Source organism: Nostoc sp. DedQUE09 (assembly GCF_034530915.1).
Taxonomy (GTDB): Bacteria; Cyanobacteriota; Cyanobacteriia; order Cyanobacteriales; family Nostocaceae; genus Nostoc.
Genome location: NZ_JAVRCE010000025.1, coordinates 38,830 through 64,515 on the forward strand (window position 1 = coordinate 38,830; position 25,686 = coordinate 64,515).

Consider the following 25,686-nt stretch of genomic DNA (forward strand, 5'->3'; position numbering starts at 1 on the left):
CAGCAAATACTGTCTTAACATGAGATTATTCACGTATTTCCTTAATTTGCTTAGGTTCTAGCGGTTCAATCGGAGACAAGCACAGACGGTCGAATTCACGTAATGTAATCTGAATCCATCAGTCCAGCCTTGTGCAGGCCCGTAGCCGTTTTATGAACAGCTTCAAGAATCGCTGATTTCTTCTTCGGCATTGTAAATTACCTCTATCAATTTATCTTCCAGCTTGGCTTTTTTGAGATTCTATCGCACAATCAAGCCACATAAAAACATCAATATAAAATTGTGGTTTTAACTACGCTATTGCATTGAATTATTAAGATAAACTTGCCTTATGTATGTCCTCAAAATACTTAGCTTCATCTAGTAAAAAAACAGGCATAAGCAATGAGCAAAGAAGTAGTCAAAGTAATATTATGGGAAGAAAATCAAAAAGATTTTCTCAAAAAGTTCTACGATCTCCAGTTTACTCCCAGAGTAGGAGAGGAAGTTTACCTAAAAAAGGAGAGATGGAAAGTAACCAGAGTTGAGCATGATTTAGAAATTAGCGAGATTAATGTCTACATGGAATTAATCAAAAAAGCCAAGCAGGAGAAATCATCTAGTTCATAAATAAAATTAAATACACTTAAGTATCATAAAAGGGAGGTTATTAGCCTCCCTTTATTCTGAGAATAGATATATTCTCAGGTGTAATTTGTAAATCTTTATGCAAGCCGTGATGTCTACAACGGGCTACGCCTACGCACAACAATATTTGCAGCCAAGGGGTAACGATCGCACCGTACTTTGTCTATAACGATAGACTATAAAAGTAAAGAAATGTAAATAAATTAAATTTTGCAACCGTGGAAAATATCACATTGGGGCAAAATGGCCCAGTTGTTACACCTTTGTGCATAGGCACTTGGGCTTGGGGTGATAAACTATTTTGGAATTATGGCAACGCCTACGGCCCAGAACAGTTACAAGAAGCCTTTACAGCAGCCTTAGAAGCTGGTGTTACTTTCTTTGATACTGCCGAAGTCTACGGAATGGGACTATCAGAGAAATTTTTGGGGCAATTTCTCCAACAGACACAACAACCTGTACAAATTGCCACAAAATTTGGCCCCTTACCGTGGCGATTTACAGCCCAATCCGTCTCTGATGCTTTAACAGCAAGCCTCAAACGCTTACAATTAGAGCGAATTGCACTGTACCAAGTGCATTGGCCTTTTGCCTTCTTTTTAAGTCAAGAAACTTTGATGAATGCCCTAGCGGATGAAGTGAAGCGGGGCCGAATTGCGGCAGTTGGTGTAAGTAATTACTCAGCAGAGCAAATGCGAGACGCGCATCAAATATTGGCGGCGCGTGGAGTGCCTTTGGCTGTGAACCAAGTACGCTATTCTTTACTCACTCGCCAAATTGAAAGTAAGGGTATTCTAGCAACTGCCCGTGAGTTAGGTGTGACTATCTTGGCTTATAGTCCTTTAGCTCAGGGATTACTCACAGGTAAGTACAGTATTGATAGTGCTGAAACCCCAACTGGTGCGAGAAAGATAGACCCGCGATTTAAGAAAGAAGGTCTACAAAAAATTGCCCCAGTTATATCTTTGCTACGCAACTTTGGGGAAAAATACGATCGCACCCCTGCTCAAGTTGCTCTCAACTGGTTAATTGCTCAGGGGAACGTCATTCCCATTGCTGGGGTGAAGACAGCCGAACAGGTGCGGCAAAATGCTGGCGCTCTAGGCTGGGAATTGAGCGCCGATGAAATTGGAGAGTTAGAACAAGTTAGTCGTCCTTGGCTGTAGTATTTTTGAACTACTCAAACACAGGAGGCCAAATCTCTGACACTACTAGCTCCCAACCTGGTAGTAAGTCTGGTAGTGTCAGTTTGTCGTTGTCGTGCAAAACTATTGGTTCTTGGTTGAGTCGATAAACTGTGAGCGTCAATTTGTCAGGATCGATCAGGATACCAACTGTACATCCGAGTTGTAAGAAGAGCTGAATCTTTTCTACCAGTGGTTTGATCCGGTCTGACTTAGATTTTATTTCTACCATCAAGTCAGGTACAAGTTCTACAAAGTCGCGCTTGCTTGTTTTCAATCTATCAGCACGAACAAAAGACACATCGGGAGCGCGGAGATTTCGTTTTTCGTTATCAGCTTCTTTCCCGTTTTCAGTGTTTAATGTAGGCAAAATGAAACCCGCGCTGGAACCAGTTACCCGTCCTAGCCTCTGTGGGCGTACCCAGTTACCGAGTAATCTAACTAACTCAGCGCCTATTTCTTCTGACTCATAATCTGATGGGCCCATAACAACTATATTTCCATCTACCAGCTCCATCTGCCATTCTGGATGCTCTGCTTGTAGCTGCTCTAAGTCTGGAATAGTGAACATAAGACCACGAAGAATGCATCTTTAAATTTATCTTCATAAAAGAGGTAGAAGAAATTACTCAAAAGCCAAAAAGTCAAGAGCCAAAGCCAAAATCTTGACTCTTAACTCTCAACTCTCCAATTTTATATTTGGATTTTGGATTGCAGAAAAATCTAAAAATCGTTCGACTGAACGCTCACGACAAGTCTAAAATCCAAAATTGATTAACTTCTAACTGTTGACTAAGAAGCTGATTCCCTAGCTGTAGGTGAACCTATCTTTTTGCTAGGGGATGTAGAAGAATCCTGTCCACTTGTCCGCAGTTTTGGCTTGGGAGAAGAATGTCTTTCTTCACCATTACTGCTATCTGATTTCCACGCAGTACGAGGGCGATCGCTGGAAGATTCACGACGCTTACCGAGTCTTGGTTTGGGAGCGGAGGATTCCTCTTGGGGAATTTCTACGTCTGAACTCAACCAAGCGGGACGAGTTTGATCGTAAGCAATTTGCAATGCTGCTGCGGCGATCGCTTGAGCATCGTATTCTTCAATTAGTTCGCTGACAATTGGCAAGAATGAAGCCAAACGCTCACCTGTCAAAGCTTCCCGCACCTGTTCTTGCAATTTCAGGATGTGCCGCGCTTCAATTTGTGCGCGTGTTGGAATCGACAGCAATTGCCAACTTTGGCGATTATGACGTTCAAATGTTTGCTGTTTGCGCCGCTCAAATGGTTGTACTAAAGAGATTGCTGTTCCTTCTTTACCAGCACGACCAGTACGACCAATACGGTGGACGTAGGTTTCTACACTATCAGGTAAGTCAAAGTTGATTACGTGGGAAAGTTGATCGACATCTAAGCCTCGTGCTGCGATATCAGTTGCTACAACCCAGCGAACTTGACGATTACGGAATCTGACTAATAACCGTTCCCGCGCTTGTTGTGACAAGTCACCGTGGTATTCATCTACACTGTGACCAGCGCCTTGTAACTGACTGGTGAGTTCTGCGGCGGTGCGTCTGGTGCGAACAAAGATTAAAGCTGTTTCTGGATCTTCCATTTCCAAAATCGGCTGTAATGCTTTGGCTTTTGTCCAATGGCGGGGGATCAAGTAAGCTACCTGATTAATTTTGTTGGGAGCGGCTTTTGGCTGCTCAACGGTGACAGTTGCAGGCGATCGCAAGAACTTATTCACCAACATCCGAATCGATGGTGGCATTGTTGCCGAAAATAAAGCTGTTTGGCGTTCTACGGGCGCTTGCGAGAGGATTTTGATTACATCATCAATAAAGCCCATGCTCAACATTTCATCAGCTTCATCCAACACAAACCACTTCACTTGATCCAGCTTTAAACAGCCGCGATCGAGCAAATCGATCACCCGTCCGGGAGTACCCACGACCATGTGAACGCCACGTTTGAGTTGTAACATTTGGCGGTCAATTGATTGACCACCGTAGATTGCTAACACCCGCAATCCTTCATTGCCAATGAATTGCGCGATCGCATCGTGAACTTGCATTGCTAATTCACGAGTTGGTGTTAAAACTATGGCTTGCACGGCTTTTTGATTAATATCTAGCCGTTCTAAAATTGGCAGAGAAAATGCTGCCGTTTTGCCTGTTCCAGTTTGAGATTGACCTACCACATCACGACCAGCCAGCAATTGAGGAATTGCTTGCACTTGAATGTTAGTGGGTTCGGTAAAACCGATTTTTTCTAGTTGTTCGACACGTTCTTGGGAAATGCCTAATTCTTGGAATGAAAGAGTCATTAATTCGTCCTAAATTTTATGTAAGGATTTTTGGATTAGTCATTTAGTCATTAGTTATTAGTCATTTAGTCATTAGTCATTAGTCATTAGTTATTGGCTACTTAGTCAGCCAAGGGCGATAGCAAAGCCTCAACTCTTGGAGAAGGTATGCCCACGAGTGAGTCCCCGAACTTCAGGTAAACCCTCATGAAAACTGCCATTAATGCAGCGTTGATATTGGGATAAGGGTAAATCTGTAAGGGTCATTTAACAAAAGACAAAGGACAAAAGACAAAGGACAATTTAGTTATTGACTACTTGACCATAGAGGTCGTATGTATCAGCGTGGTGAATCGCTATTGGCACGATGGTTCCTAACTTTGCCTGGCCTTTGACATACACCAGACCATCAACCTCTGGGGAAAATCTACCTGAACGACCTATTAATTCACCACTTTCAGGATTTTCTTGCTCAATCAGGACATCGACGATTTTGCCTACTTCCTGCTGATTTTTCTTTTGGGAAATCGGTTGCTGGAGTTCCATCAGTTGGTATCGGCGATCGTCCATCACTGATTGGGGCAACTGATTTGGCAACTCATAAGCTGGAGTTCCTTCCTCAGAGGAAAAGGTGAAGACACCAACATGATCAAATTCATGCCGTTGAACAAACTCTAGTAGATGCTCAAAATGCTCTTCAGTTTCTCCTGGGAAACCAACAATAAATGTTGTCCGCAATACGGCTGTTGGTAGCGCCGTTTTGATGCGATCTATAATCCCATCATTTACGCGCCCTTGCCAAGGGCGGTTCATGGCGCGGAGAATCTCTGGATGAGAATGCTGCAAGGGCAAATCCAGATAAGGCAGGACGTTGGGTGTTTCTTGGATGGCCGCTATCACATCTGGGGTCAGTCCCGTGGGATAAGCGTAGTGCATTCTAATCCACGGTATATCTACTTTCCCCAAAGCGCGAAGTAATTCGGCTAATTTTGGCTTACCGTAAATATCCAAACCGTAGTTAGTGGTGATTTGGGAAATTAGAATAATTTCCTTTACCCCTTGTCTAACTAACTGCTCGGCTTCGGCGACTATAGATTCAATAGTACGCGATCGCTGGTTTCCTCGAAGATGAGGAATTATACAAAATGCACAACGATAATCACATCCTTCCGCAACCCGGAGGTAAGCAACGCCCTCCGTTGTCGTGCGATAGCGAGGTGTAGTTTCGTCGGCGATGTAGGTTGGCTCAATACTAACCTGTTTGACCCGCTCGCCAAGTTCAACACGCTCAATTACATTTACAATTTTGTGATAATCGCCTGTACCCACAACGGCTACTGCTTCAGGCAACTCCTCCAAAAGTTGTTCTTGGAAGTGTTGCGCCATACAGCCAGTAATTACGATCTTTTTGTTTGCCTCTGCCAGTTCTACCAAAGTTCTGACAGATTCTTGCCGGGCCGCTTCAATAAAACTACAAGTATTAACAATAACGTAATCTGCTAATTCTTCATTTGTATCTACACCGTAGCCTGCTTCTACGAGCATTCCCAACATGTGTTCTGTATCAATTCGATTTTTCTCGCAGCCCAGGTGAGAAATGGCAATTGTTGGCTTGTCACCCATATTTTGAAAATATCTTCATTTTTTTTCTTGTAGTCAACATTCTGGCGCTAATTTCGCTTTTTTCTGATCGCTATCCTTCTAATAACAGTACGATGGCAGATTCTCACTGTCAGCAACTGCCCGTAGAATGATGACCCTATCAATAATAAAAATAGAGGTCATGTTATGATATTTTTATCAATCTGTTCCCCAGGGTAAATTGAAGTGTCTTTGGGTACATTTGACACTTGTAATCTTTTTTAACAATTAGCCTATTGGTATTTTACATTACCATAGCGTGTGCGTTGTTAACCTACCCATCGGGAAGCCGCCCAAAGGGCTTGTTGTGAGAAGTCGCTACCCTCAGGGAAATCGACGAAAGCGACTACGCCTATAAAGCAGTAATGCTACCCTGGCGATTGGCAAGTCCTACGACAGTGCGCGGACAAGACGCCTAAACCACGGAAAGCTGCCTTGCGTCTAGTGAGTGGCAAACTCCTCTTGTAGCCAGGTTTTATCTTAACATATCTTATGGGAGGTTTGACGCCAATTTCCATCTGAGGAAAGAGGCAATAAACCGACTATCATAAAACACATTTGACTAGTTAATGAAAAGTCAAGAGTCAAGGGTCAAGAGGGGCCAGTCACGTGCGGGATTTTCCCCGTTGAAGAGCCACCCTTATATAGAGGTTCCCGACCTTCAGGGGAGTGGTGTTGAACTGGCGTTCAATAGTCAAAAAATTCTGGACTCTGGACTCCGCGAGGCGGATTAAAGACGTGGACTTATATCAGATATTTAAAACTCGCTCACCAATTATTGGCGTGGTTCACCTGCTACCACTGCCTACCTCACCCCGTTGGGGAGGTAGCCTAAAAGCGGTGATTGATCGTGCCGAACAAGAAGCCGCAGCCTTAGCAAGTGGAGGGGTTGACGGTCTGATTGTCGAGAATTTTTTCGACGCGCCGTTTACCAAAAACCAAGTCGATCCGGTGGTTGTGAGTGCCATGACCATTGTGGTGCAGCGGATACAAAATTTGGTAACTTTGCCTATAGGCTTAAATGTTTTGCGAAACGATGCCAAAAGTGCAATAGCGATCGCTAGCTGTGTGCAGGCACAATTTATCCGCGTTAACGTCCTCACAGGCGTGATGGCAACTGACCAAGGATTAATTGAGGGAGAAGCCCATCAACTACTCCGCTATCGACGGGAATTGGGCTGTGATGTTAAAATCCTGGCCGATGTGTTGGTGAAACACGCCCGTCCTTTGAGTTCTCCAAATCTCACAGTCGCCGTGAAAGACACCATTGAAAGGGGTTTAGCAGACGGAGTTATTTTATCTGGTTGGGCGACAGGTAGTCCTCCTAACTTAGAAGATTTGGAACTAGCTTGTGGCGCAGCAAATGGCACACCAGTGTTCATCGGGAGTGGGGCTAATTGGGAAAATATTGATACATTGATGCAAGCAGCGGATGGTGTAATAGTTTCCAGTTCCCTAAAACGTCATGGACGCATAGAACAACCAATTGACCCAATTCGCGTTAGTCAATTTGTGGAAGCCGCCCGTCGCAATTGGAACTCCAAAGGTGAAAGCAAATCAGCAGAACAAGTGAAGTTACATTCTTAGAAAGTAGGGAAAGAGAGTTAGGAGTTAGGAGTTAGGAGTTATGAGTTATGAGTTATGAGTTTTAAATTAATTGTTCCTAACTCCTTATTCTTAACTCCTCACTCCTCACTCCTCACTCTTAAACTCCTAACTATTACTAATCCCCATTCCCCAATATTTATGATTCGCCGTCGTTCTACTCCTTGGATTCATAAATGGTCACGTCCATTGATTGCCGCGATCGCTGGATGTGGTGTCCTGATAACAGGTTATCTCACTATAGAAAAGTTAACCGGAGGCAGTGCCGCTTGTGTCGCACAGGCTGGTGCTAAGGGCTGTAATGATGTGCTTTCCAGTCCTTGGGCAACGGTTTTTGGACAGCCATTAGCTTTGTTTGGGTTTTTGGCATACACCAGTATGGTGATATTGGCTTTAGCTCCCTTGGTATTCAACTCCAAGGAAAACAATAACCGCAAACAATTGGAAAATTGGACGTGGTGGTTGCTGCTGGTAGGTGCGATCGCTATGTCTGTCTTTAGCGGCTACTTAATGTATGTGTTGACATCTCAAATCAAAGCTATTTGTCTTTACTGTATCGGTTCAGCTTTGTTCTCTGTGAGTCTTTTGATACTAACGATTATCGGTCGGACTTGGGAGGATATTGGACAAATCTTGTTTACCGCCCTGATTGTTGGGATGGTAACGCTGATTGGTACTTTAGGCGTCTATGCTGGCGTGAATCAATCAGATGTGACACCTGGAACTCCTGGACAACCCACTAAAATTACCTTTACTCCCCAGGAAAACCCCAACCCAGCGTTCGGTTGGGAAGTTACCACTACTTCTGGTGAGGCAGAAATAGCCTTAGCAAGCCATCTGGCAAAGGTAGGTGCAAAGGAATACAGTGCTTATTGGTGTCCTCACTGTCATGAACAAAAGCTGCTTTTTGGTAAAGAAGCTGAGGAAATAATCAATAATGGTATTAAGGTAGAGTGCGCCCCCGATGGACTCAAAGCTCAACCAGAACTCTGTAAAGCTGCAAAAATTGAAGGTTTCCCCACTTGGATCGTTAATGGTAAAAGCTATAGCGGAGTCCAAAACTTAGAGGAATTAGCGAAAGTTTCTGGTTACACAGGGCCTAGGAACTTCAAGTATTTCAAGTAAATTGACCTTCAGTAGTTCACACCCCATAGTCAACTGGATGAACACAGTAAAATCTGTTTCCAGTTGGCTTTTTTGTTTTTGCTAACAGATAATAGGTCTTATTCAATACCCAATTACTGATTTTCCTGCGGCTTTTATCTACAAATACTTAAGCTCAAGAAAATTGGCTAAGTACATTTACTTGTAAAAATGTATATTTTAATTTATTTTTATAAGACTTGAGAGCCACTTTGGGATGTAATCATGTCAGGCTCAAACCGAGAGGTGTGGCTGTTGAAAGTTAACGTCATTTTCCGTAAAATACTTAATTGATCGCAAATGTGAGTTTAATTGAGTAGGCTCTAATAAAGAATGCTTTGAGAGTTAAATTTACTGAACTCACTTTCAACAATATTTATTAATCTGTGCTGATAGCTACAAGGGTACCAATTGCCTTTTAGTCAGATAATTGACCTCGATATATGGTAATACATCACAAATACCACAGTGTCTTAAAGAACCTTGCTGAGTTGAAAAAATTTTTAGAAACTCTATTTAGCTCCTACTTGAGCTATGTTAGTCCGATAGTTAATAGCTATAGGTAATAGAGAATATTTCTGCCTACTAGGTAATGGGAATGAATCAGCAGCTAGGCAAGCGTTTTGTGAAGTTAACCTTTGGACTGAAACAATCGCTTAGTCGAGGACACAGAGAATTGATTACTGCGGCCAGCGTTGCAGTCTGCGTCCTGCTTTTGCACTCCATTGGATTATTGCAATCTTTGGAGTTGGCGGCTTTGGATCAATTTTTTCGTTTACGTCCAAATGAACCGCCAGAAGACCGGATTACGATCGTAGTGATTGATGAGGCTTATTTAAACGAAGTACGTTCGTGGCCAATTCCAGATGCGAAGATTGCCCAGTTGTTGCAAAAATTAAATGTCCACAAACCCCGTGCAATTGGCTTAGATATCTACAGAAATTTACCAGTAGAGCCTGGTAATCAAGAACTACGTAATGCTTATAAGTCAACAACCAACTTAATTGGTATTGAATTACTAGCAAATGACAAAAACAAAAACTTTAGTGTTTCGCCTCCACTGGGACTAGATCGGGATCAAGTGGGCTTTAATAACGTGCTGTACGATCTTGATGGTAAAGTGCGTCGCAGTTTGTTGTATTGGCACGTTAAAAGTGAAGTACACGAAAGTTTTGCCCTGAAGTTGGCTTTATTGTATTTAAAATCAAAAGGAATTGCTCCTACCAAAGCCAAAAGCAACCCTGAGTATTTGCAATTGGGTAAGGCAGCCTTTACTCGTTTTGAGGCTAATGATGGTGCTTATGTGGGAGCTGATGATAGAGGCTACCAAATTTTGAGCAATTTTCCCAAACCCAAATGTCAAAGTTTCTCTAGAGAATTTTGTAGTTTTCGCCAGGTCTCGATGAGAGATGTACTGGCAGATAAAGTCAAAGCAAATTTAATCAAAGATCGGATTATACTTATCGGCTCCACTGCACCGAGTCTTCCAGATTTTGTATTTATTCCCTACTCCAGCAGTGTTATGAGTACGGCAAAGCCTATACCTGGTATTCAATTGCAGGCTTATTTTATTAGTGAGTTAATTTCTGCTGCTGTTGATGGAAGACCATTACTCAAAGTTTGGCCTGACTTGGTGGAATACTTGTGGGCTTTTGTTTGGTCTTATCTGGGATCTGTGACGATATGGCGGATACGACACGCAACTAGGAGTCTCTTCTGTATACTAGTTTCTTGCTTTGTATTGACCGTGAGTGCATACCTTGCTTTCTTGTACGGTTGGTGGATACCACTCATTCCCTCAGTGGTTTGCTTTGGCACTTCAGCTATTTGGATGACTAGTCATATTGCTCATATGCAAGAAGAGTGGAAACGTTCCAAAGAATTTTTGCATCACGTTATCAACACGATCCCCGATCCAATTTTTGTGAAAAATGAACAACACCAGTGGATTGTTTTAAATGAGGCGTATTGTCGGTTTATCGGTTATCCAAATAAGTTATTAATTGAAAAGTCAGACTATGACTTTTTCCCAAAACATGAAGCTGATGTATTTCGACAACAGGACGATCTTGTTTTTCGGACTCAGCAACCCCAAGAACATGAAGAAGAATTTACAAATGCTGATGGACAGACTCATCAAATTGCCACTAAGCGATCGCTCCACAAAGACTCAGCTGGCAATTTCTTTTTAGTTGGTGTCATCCGAGATATTACTCAGCGCAAGCTGATGGAAGAACAGCTTAAGCGTACTGCTAATGAACTATCCCGCTCTAACAATGAATTAAAACTCAAAGAAGACCACTTACGTTATTTAGCGTATCACGACCCCCTCACCGGTTTATCCAATCGCAAATTTTTTGCCGAACAACTTTACGAGTCCTTACATTGGGCACAACATAACAATTTGTTGCTGGGACTACTGTTTATCGATTTAGATGGCTTTAAGCAAGTCAATGATACTTTGGGACACGAGACGGGCGATCGCTTGCTAATGACTATTGCTGGAAGACTCAGCAACTCTCTACGCGCTAGTGATACAGTTTCTCGTTTGGGTGGCGATGAATTTACTGTGATTTTACGCGCAATACCTAATGTCCAAATAGCTGCTAAAGTCGCTGAAAAAATTTTAAGCAGTATTAGCAAGCCAATTGTTTTGGACGGCTATACAATCCGAGTCTCTGCGAGTATTGGCATTAGTGTTTACCCATATAACAGTCAAGACAGTGAAACTTTGATGAAACAAGCTGATACAGCAATGTACCGTGCCAAGCGCCTGGGTAAAAATCGCTACGAGTTTGCTTAATTAGTTAAGAATCAAGTCTCCAGTTTTTTTCACTAAAGTTACAATTTTTACCTTCAAATTAGGAATTTAGACCAGAGACATGTCTAAGGCACTATTTTGAAAAATATTGCTTATATACTGCAAGGTAAATTTTTAGCCAAGATATATACCCAGCAAGCATTTTTGGCTTAAAGACTAAACTTCATAACTGATGTCATCAAGCAATTAGCGATCAGAAATAATTAGAAAAATAATTTTTAATGTACTTTAAACTACATTAAAAATTATACTTGTACTTAGTCGCTTATTACGCTGTTTGATAGTTTTAAAAATCCTTATAACACGATAAATATGTTGTTGTATCTTTACAGACCTTTACTCGATCAAGTCTAAACTATACACTTAAATAAGTATTATCTTACATTTTTGTGAACTACTGATTTAGCAAACATAGTGTTTATACTTAGAAGTATTAAGATATTATTAATAAAGAGTGAATTGAGCAAAATGCTCACAGTAAATCATTGACATATCTAACCTGAGACTGATGTAAAAAGCGTTTATTAAGAATACCACTTAAGTATAAAGACTATTTAATATCGGCAAATGAGGGTTAATAGACAAGCAAATACCATAATGATTTGTACACTACCAGCAAGAATTTCATAAAGTTCAAATAGTTTTTTAAAAAATCCAGTAAATATACGGTAGTAAATAAAAATACTTTTGAAAAAAAAGATTAGTAAATTTGCTTAAAAATATGAAGACTAACTTTCGAATCACAAAGTTTATGATATTCCTCATAGGAGCTTACATACTGCTCCCAAAAATTGCCGCTTGCACAGGTATATTCAGTACTGCAAGTGCTAATTCTTTTGGTCCTAGTAGTAACACCTTAATCGCCCACGAGGTCAATTCTCAAAATTTAAAAGACATATACATTCCACCAAATTATGGTGGTCCCGACAGTCATAATGGTAGCGGCACACGCTGATGGCAATTTTAGATTTTAGATTGTGGTAGAGCAGCACGATGAGATAGCTACCGTCTTGGACACCACATTTTTTACTTGGCGGCTCATTGCAAGATGTTGTGGTTAGGGTTGCGAAAACCGTCAGGCTCTTTAAGGTAGTTGATTTAAGACAAGAGTGGAGATTTCCACCAATGATTTGTTTGTATAAGTGTGTGAACTTGCCAATTTGAGTCTGGTTGAGGATAATCTAAACGGAAGTGTCCGCCTCGGCTTTCGGTTCTAAAAGCAGCACTTTTGAGAATTAAATCAGCTACATCTAATAAATTGCGGGTTTCTGCCCAAAGTCCCAATTGCCGTTCAACATCTGGTAGGTCAAAACTAGCGGGTTCTACTGGACGTAAAGCAAGCAAAAATTGAGTTAAAGGCAAGGCAGCGAAATCTTGTTGCCAAGATTCAATAGTAGCGATCGCACTTTCCAGCCTTGATTGCTCCCGGCAAATACCAGCACTTTCCCACACTAGACGCGGTAATTTCTCCCTGAGTGTTTCTAGCTGTGCTTGTTGGATGTGCCACTCACTAGCATCAGGACTAAATTTCCGTAATGGTAACACTGGTGTTTCTGAGGTCAGCCCAATATTTTCTAACTTAATATTAGCCATCTGGGCCCCAAACACAATACATTCCAACAGGGAATTACTGGCAAGGCGATTGGCCCCATGCACTCCAGTACTAGCGGTTTCACCCACTGCGTATAAACCGGGGATATTCGTGCGATTCATTAGATCCGCAACAATTCCACCCATCCAATAATGGGCGGCTGGCGCTACAGGAATTGGTTCGTGGAAGACATCAACGCCCCAATGCTGACAAACTTTGATGATATTGGGAAAGCGGTGACGAATCTTGTCGGCGGGAATGGGGCGCATATCCAACCAGACATGAGCAGTAGCCAAATCAAGGGCGGTACGTTGTAAATGGCTGAAAATTGCTCTACTGACCACATCTCTAGGTGCAAGTTCACCCGCAGGGTGGTAGTCAAAGGCAAAACGTCGCCCTTCATTATCGATGAGATGTGCCCCCTCGCCGCGTACAGCTTCGCTGATCAAGAAACGATCGGCACCAGGTTTAGTGAGAGCAGTGGGGTGAAATTGGACAAATTCTAAATCACGGAGAATAGCTCCAGCCCTAGCTGCGATCGCTACTCCATCACCTGTACTCACACCTGGATTAGTGGTTTGGGCAAATACCTGACCGCCACCGCCAGTTGCCAATACCACAGCACCAGCTCTTAGCCAGGTGATTTTTCCTTGATAAAACAGGCTAATTCCCTGACAGCAACCAGTTTCAGGTTCAATCCACAAATTTAAAGCCAAAGCTTGCTGAATAACTTGAATATTTTGGCGACGTAATACTTGGGCGGTGAGGGTGGTAGTAACTTCCCTCCCTGTAGTATCCGCAGCATGGAGAACACGGCGGCGAGAATGGGCGGCTTCCAAAGTTAAAGCTAAGGCTTGACCATGACGGTCAAAAGCTACTCCCAAGTTAACTAGGGATTGAATACAGCTAGGGGCGTGTTGGGCGAGAAATTCGACAGCGGTGCGATCGCATAAACCTGCACCCGCCTGGATCGTATCTTCAATGTGCAGCGTGGGAGAATCTTCTGGGGCGATCGCTGCGGCAATACCACCTTGTGCCCAATCGCTGGCGGATAATGCAACGGTTTCTTTGGTAATCAAACCGACTCGCAAGGATTCTGGCAGACACAGAGCTGTGTATAGTCCAGCGGCACCAGCGCCGACTACTAAAACATCAAATTGGCTGGGAATATCTATCTGAGACAAGGTATATGGAGAAGTTAGGAGTTAGAAGTGAGGAGTGAGGAGTTAGAAGTGAGGAGTTTTGAATTTTTAACTCATAACTCATAACTCCTAACTCATAACTCATAACTCATATCATCTGCCACTCCCTAGAATCAGGAGTGGGCTGCTATTTGCTACATTAACTGCAATTTAGTTATCTGTAGATACCGTTGTTAAACCGATCGTCTCCCTCGATGAAGGCAGATTCTGGTTCTGTCACGGTGAAGTGATCGAAGTTAGCTTGCAGGGTTTGTTTTTGGCGATCGCTCAATCCTCCAATATTCAATACATCATCTACGCTTTCGTAGGGAGCATTTTTGATGATGAGCTTCGCAAGGGTGGGATAAAGGCCTGGATATTGTTGAAAAGCTCGGACGTTGGTATTATTCAAATCAATTTTTTTACCAAATTCCGTTGCTAGCTTCCTGTCTGCGCTATTTTGCCGCTCAATTGCCAGAACTGGGACTTGGGGAAAAGCAAAACTGTTGAAACTAGCAGCTTGGGCTATCTGAGTTGTTCCCAACCATCCCCAGCAACTAAGTAACAAGCTAAACACTGTTAATAAACGCGCCAATCCTTTCACGATTTTTCTACCTCTTTCCATCAAACAGAAATAAAAGTTTTAAGCTAACAACAGTTATTAGTCATTAGTCACTTGTACTGAGCGCAGTCGAAGTATTAGTCATTAGTCATACCCTGCGGGAAGCCGTTAATGCCTCTACGTGAGAGCGCCAAGCACGAAGGACAAAGGACAAAGGACAAAAGCTGATAGCTTAGTCAACACAGCAGTCATCAGAAACTAATATACAGCGTATTAATATCCACAATATTTACCGTTACTGGGTTTGACTATACTTTTGCCACAAATTTTCATGGTGGAAAGAGTGCCTGCATGGCTGCAATAGCCTTACATCGACGATTCCAGCAGCATGCTCTGCTTGACGAAATCTTTTTGGGGTGGCTGATTCTACCTCTAAAGCAGACACAAAACTGCACGATGTCTAAGATCGAAAACCTTGCCAAAAAAGACTTGATGCCGATCGATTTTATGTAATATTTCTTAACTAATTAATCATCTACAGCATCATTTTTGATGTGCCGTAGATTGGGCTGGGAAAAGTTTCAGTAAGAGAAGCCCACACGCTCATTGCAACATATAGTGTCTCCTATCTTCTTCACGCTGCGATCGCAGCTAACAAAAATAGGCTATCTACCAAAATTGTGCTTAAAACTGCGCCACCAAAGGCATACCAGTGTCTTTGATTTCGACCTAAAGCTGAAATTCCTACTGTTAATAGCACTACGGCGAGAAGTATCGCCCAAGTTTGCCCCCAAGGTGCTTGTACTTGTATGAGAGCATTTTGTAAAATTTGTGGTACTACATCTGCATCTACTCTCATGATTTGCCGCCAATAGGGCATTAAATCTACTATATAAAAATATACATCTGTTAAAACTGTACCGAGTAAAGAACCTAAATAAAACCAGTTACCTACCTTGCCCCAATTCTTTGCCAGACACCAGCAAGCAAACGGTAAGCCGATAAATTCCACAGGCAGATGCCATAAAGGTTCCCAACGTAACCAGCCCCAGTAAATTGCTCCTGCTAACCAACTCCAGCTAAACCCTAAGAGCAAATCCCCCCAGACGTAAGTTGCAGGGCGTGACATTAAGGCAAAACTTAGCCATACCCAAAATCCTGTCAGCGCTAAACTCAGAGTTGGTAGCGATCGCACTATTGGCGCTTCTACAAATACTGGGACTGTTACTAAAAACACCGCCGCCGCAAACACTAACCAAGTTTGTCGGACAGAAGTAGATAAGGGTAAAGAGGGAGAAAGGGAGAGTGTAGATTCCAATTGCTTGATACTCTTCAGCCCAGTATCAGCTAAATCCAACTCAGTATCAATAGAAGGGGTAGAAGCGCTGTAGGAAGACAGTGTATTATTAATCAAAGTTTTTAATATTTGTTACTAAACTTTATTTTATTTAAGATATCACATTTTCAAATCCCCCCCTGGGGCATTGTAATTATACTGAAATTTCCACTAGCGCTGGTGCAAACCAAACAAAACATTTTGCGCCAGACGAATCCATTAGAGTTCCACTATGTACAGAACTCCTTTGTAGTTCCTTGTAAATGAGGGACTACAGAAAGGTGGAAAGTCAGGTGCTATAAGTCTGCTAAATATTAAAATTTAATGAATTTTTCAAATTGCGTTGACTTATTGAGGTGGGTGTAAGAACATAGTCAGCGTCTTCGATGATGTTTTTGATCGGTAAAATTGAGTTTTCTACAAGATTGGGTGCAATAGAGAGTATATAAAGCAACATCATCAGCTAAAAAATGTTCATCACGATCTCTATAACACGAAAAAGGTATTAATTCTATATGGAGTTTATTCAAGCTTTTATTTTAGGTATTGTTCAAGGTATTACAGAGTTTTTGCCAATCAGTAGCACCGCACACCTTCTGATTGTGACAAAGCTATTTGGTTGGAAAGAACTAGGTTCTAAAGATTTTGTTGACGCAATTCAATTTGGCAGTGTTATAGCAATTGTGGGGTATTTTTGGTCGCTGATTTATAGTATTGTCAAAGGTGGAATCGAAGCACTAAAAGCCAAAGACTGGGAACGCGAAGAATGGAAGATTCTTGTTGGTATTGCAGTCGGAACACTGCCTGCTTTAATTTTTGGCTTCCTTTTAAAAGATATTTTACCTGAGAGTGCATTAATTATTGGCATCATGTCAATTATTATGGCACTTTTACTAGCTCTAGCAGAAAAAATTGGCACTCGTAAGCGCGGTTTTGAGTCATTGCAGATTCGGGATGGTATTTTGGTTGGATTGGGACAAACACTTGCTTTGATTCCGGGTGTTTCTCGTTCTGGCTCGACGTTAACGACAGCCTTATTTTTGGGATTAGAACGCGATACGGCAGCGAAATTCTCATTTTTGTTAGGGTTTCCAACTCTTACCATTGCGACGCTGTATAAAAGCCTGAAAATCTTCAAGTTGTTTCAAGACCACCAGTTGCCAGATAATATTGTTGGACTGTTAATTATAGGAATTATTTCAACCTTTATCTTTTCCTACCTATCAATTGCATTCTTGATCAAATACTTAGCAACCAAAAACACTTTGATTTTCGTATGGTATAGATTAGCATTTGGTAGTGCGATCTTACTAGCGATCGCAGCAGGTTGGAAAGGATAATAGTAATTAGTCATTTGTCATTTGTCCTTTGTCCAAAGCAAATGACTATAGCGAGCGCTCGTTTGTATGTAATACAATCTAACCTCACTCCAAACCTCTCTCCTAAAAGGAGAGAGGCTTTGAATTTTACTCCCCAACACTATTAGGGAAAGCGCTGGGGGTTCGGTCTGTATTAGACTCAACTGAGAGACGTTATAATGCCCAATACCCCTCAATAGTTCCCAGTTATGAGTGCTGAGTTCTGAGTAAAGAAGTGAGATTCTTTACTCAGCACTCAGCACTCAGCACTCAGCACTGTTTTGCCCAACGCCCTATGCACCATGACTACCATTCATCCTGCCCGAATTACCAAGGTTCTTCCAGACTCAATAGCCGCAGAGATTGGTTTTGAAGCTGGGGATGCGATCGTTGCAATCAATGGTACACGTCCCCGCGACTTAATTGATTATCAGTTTTTGTGTGCTGATGAAGTCTTGGAATTAGAAGTTTTAGACGCTGCTGGTAAAACTCATAGCCTGGAAATAGAAAAAGATTACGACCAAGACTTGGGGCTAGAATTTGAAACTGCCCTATTTGATGGCTTAATTCAGTGTAATAACCGCTGTCCATTTTGCTTTATCGACCAACAGCCGCCAGGAAAGCGCACTAGCTTGTACTTTAAAGACGACGATTACCGCTTAAGCTTTTTGTACGGCTCTTATCTTACCCTGACCAATTTGCCAGAAAGAGAATGGCAGCGGATTGAACAAATGCGCTTATCTCCGTTGTATGTTTCTGTTCATGCTACGGAGCCGGAAGTTAGAATTAGACTCTTGAAAAATCCCCGTGCGGGACAAATCTTGCAACAACTCAAGTGGTTTCAAGAAAGACGGCTACAAATTCATGCTCAAGTAGTTGTTTGTCCTGGTATAAATGATGGCGAACACCTAGAGCAAACCCTAAAAGACTTAGCATCTTTTCATACTGGTAAAGTGCCTACTGTGGCATCGGTGGCAGTTGTACCAGTCGGATTGACAAGGTTTCGTCCTCCAGAAGACGAACTCATACCCGTAACCAGAGAAAAAGCGAAAGAAGTAATTTCTCAAGTGCGAATACTCTCGCAACAATTTCGCCAAAAGTTTTCCTCTAACGTCGCTTGGTTAGCTGATGAGTGGTTTTTGATTGCTGGTGAAGAATTACCGAGCGAATCTGAATATGAAGAGTATCCCCAAATTGATAATGGTGTTGGTTCAATTCAGTTGTTTATCAAGCAATTTGCAGCCGCGGCAACAGAATTACTACCGCCAAAAGTCTATCCTCAGAGGACATTAACTTGGGTAGTAGGCAACGCAGTAGAAAACGCCTTTGAACCTATCTTGAAACGGTTAAATTCTGTTGAAGGATTAAAAGTAAATATGCGTGCTTTATGTAGTGATTATTGGGGACAGAGTATCACTGTCACGGGATTACTAACGGGTCATGATTTGCTGTTGAATTTACAAGGTCAAGATTTGGGAGACGGAATTTTACTGCCAAATGTAATGCTTAAACATGGTGAATTAGTATTTTTAGATGATATGAGTATTGAAGAACTAACCTGTAAATTGGAGACAAAAATTTTACCAGTAGGAGGAGTTGAAGATTTAATCAAAACCTGTATCATTTAAGCAGAAAATACAGTTTTTTTATACACGATAAATTACATCTCTATATCATGAGTTTGGGCTTATCTGAACTGGATTGACTTTTACATTTTGGTGGTTATAATTGCGACTATTGAAATTATTGTTTTCTCCTATTTAAAAGTTCCTAGACAAACTTATGAGAAATTATTGTTAGTTTAATGCTGGCGCTTATCAAGAATGCTAATTAGAGGTTGTTTGAAAAGTAATTAGCTGTAATTGTAAGCACTTCTTGATCCCCTTAACCCCCCTTAAAAAGCAGGGCTGATTCATTTGATCTCTTAGGGATTTTGTCAAGAGTATGGGTCAGAAATTTGCTTGAGTGGGAAAAATAAAAACTATCACCTCAACCAGTATTCTTTAGTGCGTTCACCATTTTCTTGCCCAATCAGATTTTTTAGTCACCTGGTTTTTTTGCTTGAAACGCTTGTAAATCAGCGCCTTTTAGGGAATGAAACAGTCCTGCCCTTAAAAAGGGGGAACCGGGAATTAAAGTCCCCCAATTTATCGGGGGATTTAGGGGATCTAAAACCTTTTATTACCAACAAGAGGACTTTTAAAACATCCTTTTAGACTTATTGCACAAATACAAAATTTGCCTTTATGCGCCAACCCGTTCTCCCAAAATTGGAAGAACGGGAGCCGAGCCAATTTCAAAGTCCCTCTCCCAAGCTTGGGAGAGGGATTTAGGGTGAGGGCTTTAAGATGCGCTAGTATTACTTTTTTAACTCACAAAACCCTGAAAAACAGATAATTAGAATAAGAGCAGCATTTTTTCTTTTAGGTTTAAGTGAAAACTCCCTGCAATTGCCCAAAAGCCTATTGGAATTGGTAAACACAAAATTTTCTAAAAAGCTAGTCACCAATGGAATGAAATTCACAATGTAATAGCTAAGAATTTCTATAGAATCGCTTGGGTAATTTGAGTATCCATCTTGGCATTTTTTACTCCTTTTGATAGGCTAGATTGATGAAAGTCATTTACTAACTACTTCTACGAAAAGCTTATAGAAATCTACTTGATTTTTGAAAAGCTAAAGATTAGCTTTGCTTAATCCAAGTAAGAATATCAGTAAACTTACTAGGATAAAGCTAGAGTCCTATATTGTGTACTAATGAACTCTGACTAATAACTAAATTAATAATGAAATGAGGAGTCACTGGTGAATTATCAGGAAAACCAAAAAGATATAAGTTTAAAAATTAAAAAAGCTAGAAGATTAGTTATTTTAAGTTGTGAAATTGTAGTTTTAAATTTGTTGAGTATTTTACCAGTAACGGCAGCGACTGAAGAACCCGTATTGAGCGTAGTGTATGGACAAGAAAATGCAAATCAATGGAAAGGGATAAGCGATCGCTTACAGACAATAGGGGTGAAATATTGTGTAATTTCCCTAAATGATGTCAAGAATGGGGCAGATTGGGGCGATCGCCGGGTATTATTTTTGCCAAACGTTGAGACATTAACACCAACTCAAGCGATCGCCCTAGAAGAATGGATGAGTAAGGGAGGGCGTTTGATTGCTAGTGGGCCTGTAGGTAGTTTGTCATCCCCAGGAGTACGGCAATTATTGCGATCGCTCTTGGGAGGTTATTGGGGATTCAGCCTTAATGGTACTGAACAGATTCAAGCTGCAAAAACCAAGATCCCAGAATGGGCAAATCAAACTGGACTCTTCGGGAAAGTGCGTGGCGGTGTTGTGATTCCTAACAATATGAGCGCTGAATCTCCTGCTGTTTGGAATTCCAAAGATAATCCGGCCGCAGTAGTGACAACTGAGCGTTCCACCTTTTTGGGCTGGCGCTGGGGAACAGACACAGCCTCAGCAGCCGAGTTAGATAATGCCTGGTTAAAAACTACTCTCAATCGCTATTTGACAGCACTAGCGCCATCAAATCGTGCCAAAAAAATAGCGGGAGGTTCTCAAAGCTGCTCTACGACTGTGGCGGCTGTGCCCTCAGCTCAGGGGGGCAGAGGGGCAGGGGGGCAGGGGAGCAGAGGGGTGGAGGGGCAGAGGGGTAGTTCATCTCTCTCATCTCCTGGTAAAACTGCCACTGGTCCCATACCTAGACCTTTGCCTATGGTCAAACCCCCAAGTTCTCAGGAGGCTATTGACCAATTAGAACAAGCGGTGCGTTTGGATGTTGCACCCAACTCCAACGAGCCGATTGATAACAACCAAGCGATCGCTCTCCAGCAAGAGCTAGAAAATCTGATTGGTCGAGTGGAAAGCGCTCATTTAGCGGTGTTAGCTGATGCAGCTAATGTTGGCGAAACAATATCTGGGGAAAAGCAGTTTTCTGGGCATTTAAACACTCCCCAGTCTGTCAAAGAAAAGCCGATACAATTAGCCTCAACCAAACTGGGGGCGCTAGCCATAAGTAAAGACCAAGCTTTAGCACAAGCAAGGCTAATTGCCAAAAATTTACCCCAATTGATTGCTCAAAAAAACTATGCTTTGGCTCGTCAGCAGTGGCTGCTCGCTAAAACGACTTTGTGGCAGCAATTTCCTGTCGATCGGAAACTAGCTCAACCAGAAATTCGCGCAGTTTGGTTAGATCGAGGGACGATTGTTCGCGCTGGTAGTAAGGCAGGACTGGCACAGATTTTTGATCGCCTCGCTCAAGCCGGGATTAATACTGTCTTTTTTGAAACTGTTAACGCTGGCTATACAATTTATCCCAGCCAAGTCGCAAAAGAGCAAAACCCATTAATTCGTGGGTGGAACCCACTGGAAGAAGCGGTGAAACTAGCCCATGAGCGAGACATGGAATTACACGCTTGGGTGTGGACTTTTGCTGCTGGCAATCAACGTCATAATGAAATTCTCAACCTTAATCCTAATTATCCAGGGCCAGTACTGGCGGCTCATCCTGATTGGGCAAACTACGATAACCTGGGCAACATGATTCCCGTTGGTCAGGGCAAGCCATTCTTCGATCCAGCCAACCCCGAAGTGCGGCAATACTTGCTCAAGCTGTATGAGGAAATTGTTACTAAATATAACGTAGATGGTCTACAACTAGACTACATTCGCTACCCTTTCCAAGACCCATCAGCAGGTCGAACTTATGGCTATGGGAAAGCTGCAAGAGCGCAATTTCAGAAACTTACTGGTGTAGATCCAGTGAATATCTCTCCTAGCCAAGCAGATTTGTGGCGAAAATGGACAAAATTTCGCACCGAGCAAGTTGATAGCTTTGTTGCCCAAGTATCACAGCAATTACGACAAAAGCAACCGAATTTGATTTTGTCGGTTGCAGTATTTCCTTTGCCGGAACTAGAACGGATTCAGAAAATTCAACAAAATTGGGAAACTTGGGCAAGGCAGGGGGATGTAGATTTAATTGTTCCCATGACTTATGCTCTCGATACTTCTCGGTTTCAAAGACTGGCCCAACCCTGGATTGCCTCTAAACAATTGGGAGCTACCTTATTGGTGCCGGGAATTCGCTTACTTTCTTTGCCAACAATTGGAGCATTCGATCAACTCCAGTTGGTAAGGGACTTGCCAGTTAGTGGTTATGCACTATTTGCCGCAGAAAATTTTAGCAACGATCTCCAAAAAATCTTTAGTAGCACCCAAGGTAGGATTCAATCCACAACAAGTGAACCGATTCCTCACCGCCAGCCTTTTCAAACTGCCGCCATTCGTTATACCGCGCTACAACGGGAATGGAAATTCGTTTTCCAAAATGACCAACGACAAAGGCCATCTCAGAAAATTTCAGATTTTAACAACCAGGCAGAAGTTTTACGCAGTGCTTTAAATCAGCTTGCCGCTTCACCTTCTACTAGTAAGTTACTCGTAGCAAGAGCATCTCTAACCCGCTTCCAGTCTCAATTTCGGGTATTGATGAGCCAAGAAATTAAGTCGAATTCCTATCAAGTCAAAGTTTGGGAAAATCGGCTCGTAACTATAGAAAGGCTATTACATTATGGCGAACGGCGGGTGCAGTTGCGTCCTTTGTGAAGAGGCAGGCGGGAAGCAGGGCATTGGTGTTAACTTAACGTGAAAGCCTTATAATCACCTGATATTAAGTCCACTCGTTTATCATCTTCTCCATGCCTAATGGTCAATACCCAACTAGCTGTATATAAGCTAGTTTGTAATTCTTAACACACTTTTTGTAGTGTTTGTATCCCAAATATTACTACTTTTTTATCATCAAAATATTGGAAAATACTCAGATAACTGACTTTAGATAACTAGAGTTTGCTGATAGCTATCGTTAAAATCTATCCAGGCTTTACCTCAGATCGCCGGGCTACAAAGCTTAGAGTTAAGAATTGGCTGTTTGCCGCTAAAGGTTGTATTAAAAATATCACTATTGGAGTAGATGCCATTTCTACAATGGGCTATGCTTACGCACTGATGTAGCACGGCGTAATATCTTGTTTTTTCATCTTCGCAGCTAGTAGGATACTTCACCAAGCATGATATGGTACTGTTTGTAGCTTCTGGAACTAGCTTGAAAACAGCCAATACTTTTGAAGTTATGCATACCTTAGTCATGACATTGAACGTGTCATAATTTTCGGAAATAGTCTCAGTGTTATCACGGTTACTAGAGCAGCAGTTGGAACTACTGCTAGTTGTAAGTAAGCAAGGTAATATTACTCCTGAAAGTATCTGTATCTGTCAAGCAATGGCACAAAAAACAGAGAAAAGTAGAGTTAATGCTACTATTGGTTTTTTTGATGTAGAACATCAGATTTTCATTGAGAGACAATTACTCAAGTCCCAATGGTTACTAGCACACGCTATAGTACGTAAAGCTACGAGCAGCAAATACACTCACTTCATTGAAGTTTATGAGGAAGATTTGGACTTCTATCGTAAGTCTAATAGGATAATGCAGACCAATACGCCCAAATATCACATAATCATGACTGAAATGTTGAATGATGTGTTGATTATCGCCCAGTTAGAAGTGGAAAAATTAGAGTATAAACCAACATCCTTCAATTTTGTTGAACATAGCCGACAATCGCCAGAACAAATACAGATGAATCTGGGCTATCGGTGCTTGATTTTTTTCACCCGTCTATATAAATTTGTAACCTGGTGTATCGATGAAAAACTGCTGGCACACATTTTGACTAACTTATTTTTAAATGCGATTAAATATTTCTCAGATAATGGCATTTTCAAGTTTAATTTACTTAGTAAAGATAGACAAACTGTATTTGAAATTAAAGATTTAAAAATTCTTTTTTCAAGAAAATATAGTATTTTACTAAACTATTTTATTATTTTATAATAGTGCTAATATATTAGCCACTGCATGAAAAATGGTAAGCTTAAAAAAGCGTTTAAATATCTACAAAGGTAAAATTTTTATTACAATTATAATAATATTTTTTATAAATATTGCTGTAGGTGCCATTAAATAAGAAAATATAAATCAGAGGTAACTTATGCCAAAAATCTTAATAATAGAAGATGAAGAAGCAGTCCGTGAAAACATTTTAGATTTGCTAGAAGCTGAGAATTTTGAAACTATTGCTGCGGCTAATGGCAGAATTGGGATACATTTGGCTATCTCCGAAGTTCCTGATTTAATTCTTTGTGATATGATGATGCCAGAAATTGACGGTTATGGCGTGCTAACAGCATTACGTCAAGATCCATCAACGGCAACAATTCCCTTCATCTTTCTCACTGCCAAATCTTCTAAATCTGACTTTCGTCAAGGTATGGATATGGGTGCAGATGACTATATAACTAAGCCATTTACTCGATCTGAGTTATTAAGTGCCATCATGAACAGATTGGAAAAATACGCTACTTTAAAAAGGTATTTATCTCCTCAGACTGTCATTAATAACTTGTCTCCCAAAATGCAGTTGTTAGAAATTAGCTTACACCAAGCTATAAAACAACATAATTTTCAAGAATTTGAAATTTATTATCAACCAATAGTCGATATTGCATCTGGGAAAATAGTAGGTGCCGAAAGTTTATTGCGCTGGCAAAGCCCAGAACTAGGAATGATTTATCCAACAGAATTTATTCCGTTAGCAGAGTCTACAGGTTTAATTGTTCCGATTGGTAAATGGGTATTAAAAAGGGTATGCAAACAAATTAAAAGCTGGCGTGAGGCTGGAATTAATTCTTTGATGGTTGCTGTAAATCTGTCAGCAATTGAATTTAATCAGCCAGATTTCATTCATAATGTAGTCAATTTTATATCTGTCAATAATTTAAAACCACATGACCTAGAAATAGAACTCACTGAAAGTATGATTATGCAAGATGTAAATAGTGCGATCGCTACTATGAGTAAATTGCAATCTTTGGGTGTAAAAATTGCGATCGATGATTTTGGTACGGGTTACTCTTCTTTGATTTATCTAAAAAACTTACCAATCAATACATTAAAAATAGACCGTTATTTTATCCATAATGTTGGTAAAGATTCGCAAAAGTCAGCCATCGCTAAGGCATTAATTCAGATGGCTCATAATCTGAATCTAGATGTAGTGGCTGAAGGTGTAGAGACAGAAGCAGAACTAGGTTTTTTACGCCAACACAAATGTAATTCTATGCAAGGTTTTCTATTTAGCCGTCCCTTACCAGCAGCAGAATTTGAAAAATTTTTTTTTCACTAACAAATGTTTATATGTGTAAATATTGGGCATTGGGCATTGATAATAGAATTTAGTCACTAGTGCTTTATTTTTGAATT

17 protein-coding genes are annotated in these 25,686 nt (G+C 41.2%); 11 read left to right on the forward strand and 6 right to left on the reverse strand.

Going from position 1 to position 25,686, the window contains the following annotated elements; translation table 11 throughout:
* Positions 1-384: 384 nt before the first annotated feature.
* Together RMY27_RS17330 and RMY27_RS17335 are read left to right on the forward strand one after the other, a co-directional pair.
* Complete coding sequence (locus RMY27_RS17330) at positions 385-609, forward strand: hypothetical protein (protein ID WP_322665254.1); 225 nt, start codon at positions 385-387, stop codon at positions 607-609.
* Between the two features lie 236 nt (positions 610-845).
* Positions 846-1,793 carry an aldo/keto reductase gene (locus RMY27_RS17335; RefSeq protein WP_322665256.1) on the forward strand — a complete coding sequence of 316 codons (948 nt, stop codon included), beginning with the start codon at positions 846-848 and terminating at the stop codon, positions 1,791-1,793.
* Positions 1,794-1,803: 10 nt separating this feature from the next.
* Here the strand turns inward: RMY27_RS17335 and RMY27_RS17340 are convergent, their stop codons facing one another.
* From RMY27_RS17340 to rimO, 3 genes are all read right to left on the reverse strand, one after another.
* Complete coding sequence (locus tag RMY27_RS17340) at positions 1,804-2,382, reverse strand: Uma2 family endonuclease (protein ID WP_322665257.1); 579 nt, start codon at positions 2,380-2,382, stop codon at positions 1,804-1,806.
* Positions 2,383-2,603: 221 nt separating this feature from the next.
* The gene (locus tag RMY27_RS17345; RefSeq protein WP_322665258.1) at positions 2,604-4,133 is read right to left on the reverse strand and encodes a DEAD/DEAH box helicase; all 1,530 of its coding nucleotides are present in this window, start codon (positions 4,131-4,133) and stop codon (positions 2,604-2,606) included.
* A gap of 282 nt (positions 4,134-4,415) precedes the next feature.
* Positions 4,416-5,735 (reverse strand): 30S ribosomal protein S12 methylthiotransferase RimO, encoded by a 1,320-nt coding sequence (gene rimO, locus RMY27_RS17350; RefSeq protein WP_322665260.1) that lies wholly within the window; start codon positions 5,733-5,735, stop codon positions 4,416-4,418.
* Positions 5,736-6,491: 756 nt separating this feature from the next.
* Here rimO and btpA point away from each other — a divergent pair.
* The 3 genes from btpA (at position 6,492) to RMY27_RS17365 (ending at position 11,304) form a co-directional block, all read left to right on the forward strand.
* The gene (btpA, locus tag RMY27_RS17355) at positions 6,492-7,340 is read left to right on the forward strand and encodes a photosystem I biogenesis protein BtpA (RefSeq protein WP_094352113.1); all 849 of its coding nucleotides are present in this window, start codon (positions 6,492-6,494) and stop codon (positions 7,338-7,340) included.
* 159 nt (positions 7,341-7,499) lie between these two features.
* Positions 7,500-8,483, forward strand: a complete 984-nt coding sequence (locus tag RMY27_RS17360; protein ID WP_322665335.1) for a vitamin K epoxide reductase family protein — start codon at positions 7,500-7,502, stop codon at positions 8,481-8,483.
* Between the two features lie 616 nt (positions 8,484-9,099).
* Positions 9,100-11,304: a CHASE2 domain-containing protein gene (locus tag RMY27_RS17365; RefSeq protein ID WP_322665262.1), complete on the forward strand. Its 2,205-nt coding sequence runs from the start codon at positions 9,100-9,102 to the stop codon at positions 11,302-11,304.
* A 1,116-nt stretch (positions 11,305-12,420) separates the two neighbouring features.
* On the opposite strand, the gene nadB is transcribed toward RMY27_RS17365, so the two are convergent.
* The 3 genes from nadB to RMY27_RS17380 all read right to left on the reverse strand — a co-directional run bounded on the left by nadB (position 12,421) and on the right by RMY27_RS17380 (position 16,070).
* Positions 12,421-14,097, reverse strand: coding sequence for an L-aspartate oxidase (gene nadB / locus RMY27_RS17370; RefSeq protein ID WP_322665264.1), 1,677 nt, complete (start codon positions 14,095-14,097; stop codon positions 12,421-12,423).
* Positions 14,098-14,269: 172 nt separating this feature from the next.
* On the reverse strand, positions 14,270-14,698 hold the full coding sequence (psbU, locus tag RMY27_RS17375) for a photosystem II complex extrinsic protein PsbU (protein ID WP_322665266.1): 429 nt from the start codon (positions 14,696-14,698) through the stop codon (positions 14,270-14,272).
* A 592-nt stretch (positions 14,699-15,290) separates the two neighbouring features.
* Positions 15,291-16,070: a DUF3120 domain-containing protein gene (locus RMY27_RS17380; RefSeq protein WP_322665268.1), complete on the reverse strand. Its 780-nt coding sequence runs from the start codon at positions 16,068-16,070 to the stop codon at positions 15,291-15,293.
* Positions 16,071-16,507: 437 nt separating this feature from the next.
* On the opposite strand from RMY27_RS17380, the gene RMY27_RS17385 reads away from it, so the two are divergent.
* The 6 genes from RMY27_RS17385 to RMY27_RS17410 all read left to right on the forward strand — a co-directional run bounded on the left by RMY27_RS17385 (position 16,508) and on the right by RMY27_RS17410 (position 25,609).
* The gene (locus tag RMY27_RS17385; protein ID WP_322665270.1) at positions 16,508-17,332 is read left to right on the forward strand and encodes an undecaprenyl-diphosphate phosphatase; all 825 of its coding nucleotides are present in this window, start codon (positions 16,508-16,510) and stop codon (positions 17,330-17,332) included.
* 320 nt (positions 17,333-17,652) lie between these two features.
* Positions 17,653-18,978 (forward strand): TIGR03279 family radical SAM protein, encoded by a 1,326-nt coding sequence (locus tag RMY27_RS17390; RefSeq protein WP_322665272.1) that lies wholly within the window; start codon positions 17,653-17,655, stop codon positions 18,976-18,978.
* A gap of 1,175 nt (positions 18,979-20,153) precedes the next feature.
* A complete protein-coding gene (locus RMY27_RS17395; protein ID WP_322665337.1) occupies positions 20,154-22,967 on the forward strand; it encodes a glycoside hydrolase family 10 protein in 2,814 nt (937 codons plus the stop codon).
* Positions 22,968-23,210: 243 nt separating this feature from the next.
* Positions 23,211-23,375, forward strand: coding sequence for a hypothetical protein (locus RMY27_RS17400; protein ID WP_322665274.1), 165 nt, complete (start codon positions 23,211-23,213; stop codon positions 23,373-23,375).
* 172 nt (positions 23,376-23,547) lie between these two features.
* Positions 23,548-24,258 carry a hypothetical protein gene (locus RMY27_RS17405; protein WP_322665276.1) on the forward strand — a complete coding sequence of 237 codons (711 nt, stop codon included), beginning with the start codon at positions 23,548-23,550 and terminating at the stop codon, positions 24,256-24,258.
* 157 nt (positions 24,259-24,415) lie between these two features.
* Positions 24,416-25,609 carry an EAL domain-containing response regulator gene (locus tag RMY27_RS17410; RefSeq protein WP_322665278.1) on the forward strand — a complete coding sequence of 398 codons (1,194 nt, stop codon included), beginning with the start codon at positions 24,416-24,418 and terminating at the stop codon, positions 25,607-25,609.
* The last annotated feature ends 77 nt before the right edge of the window (positions 25,610-25,686 follow it).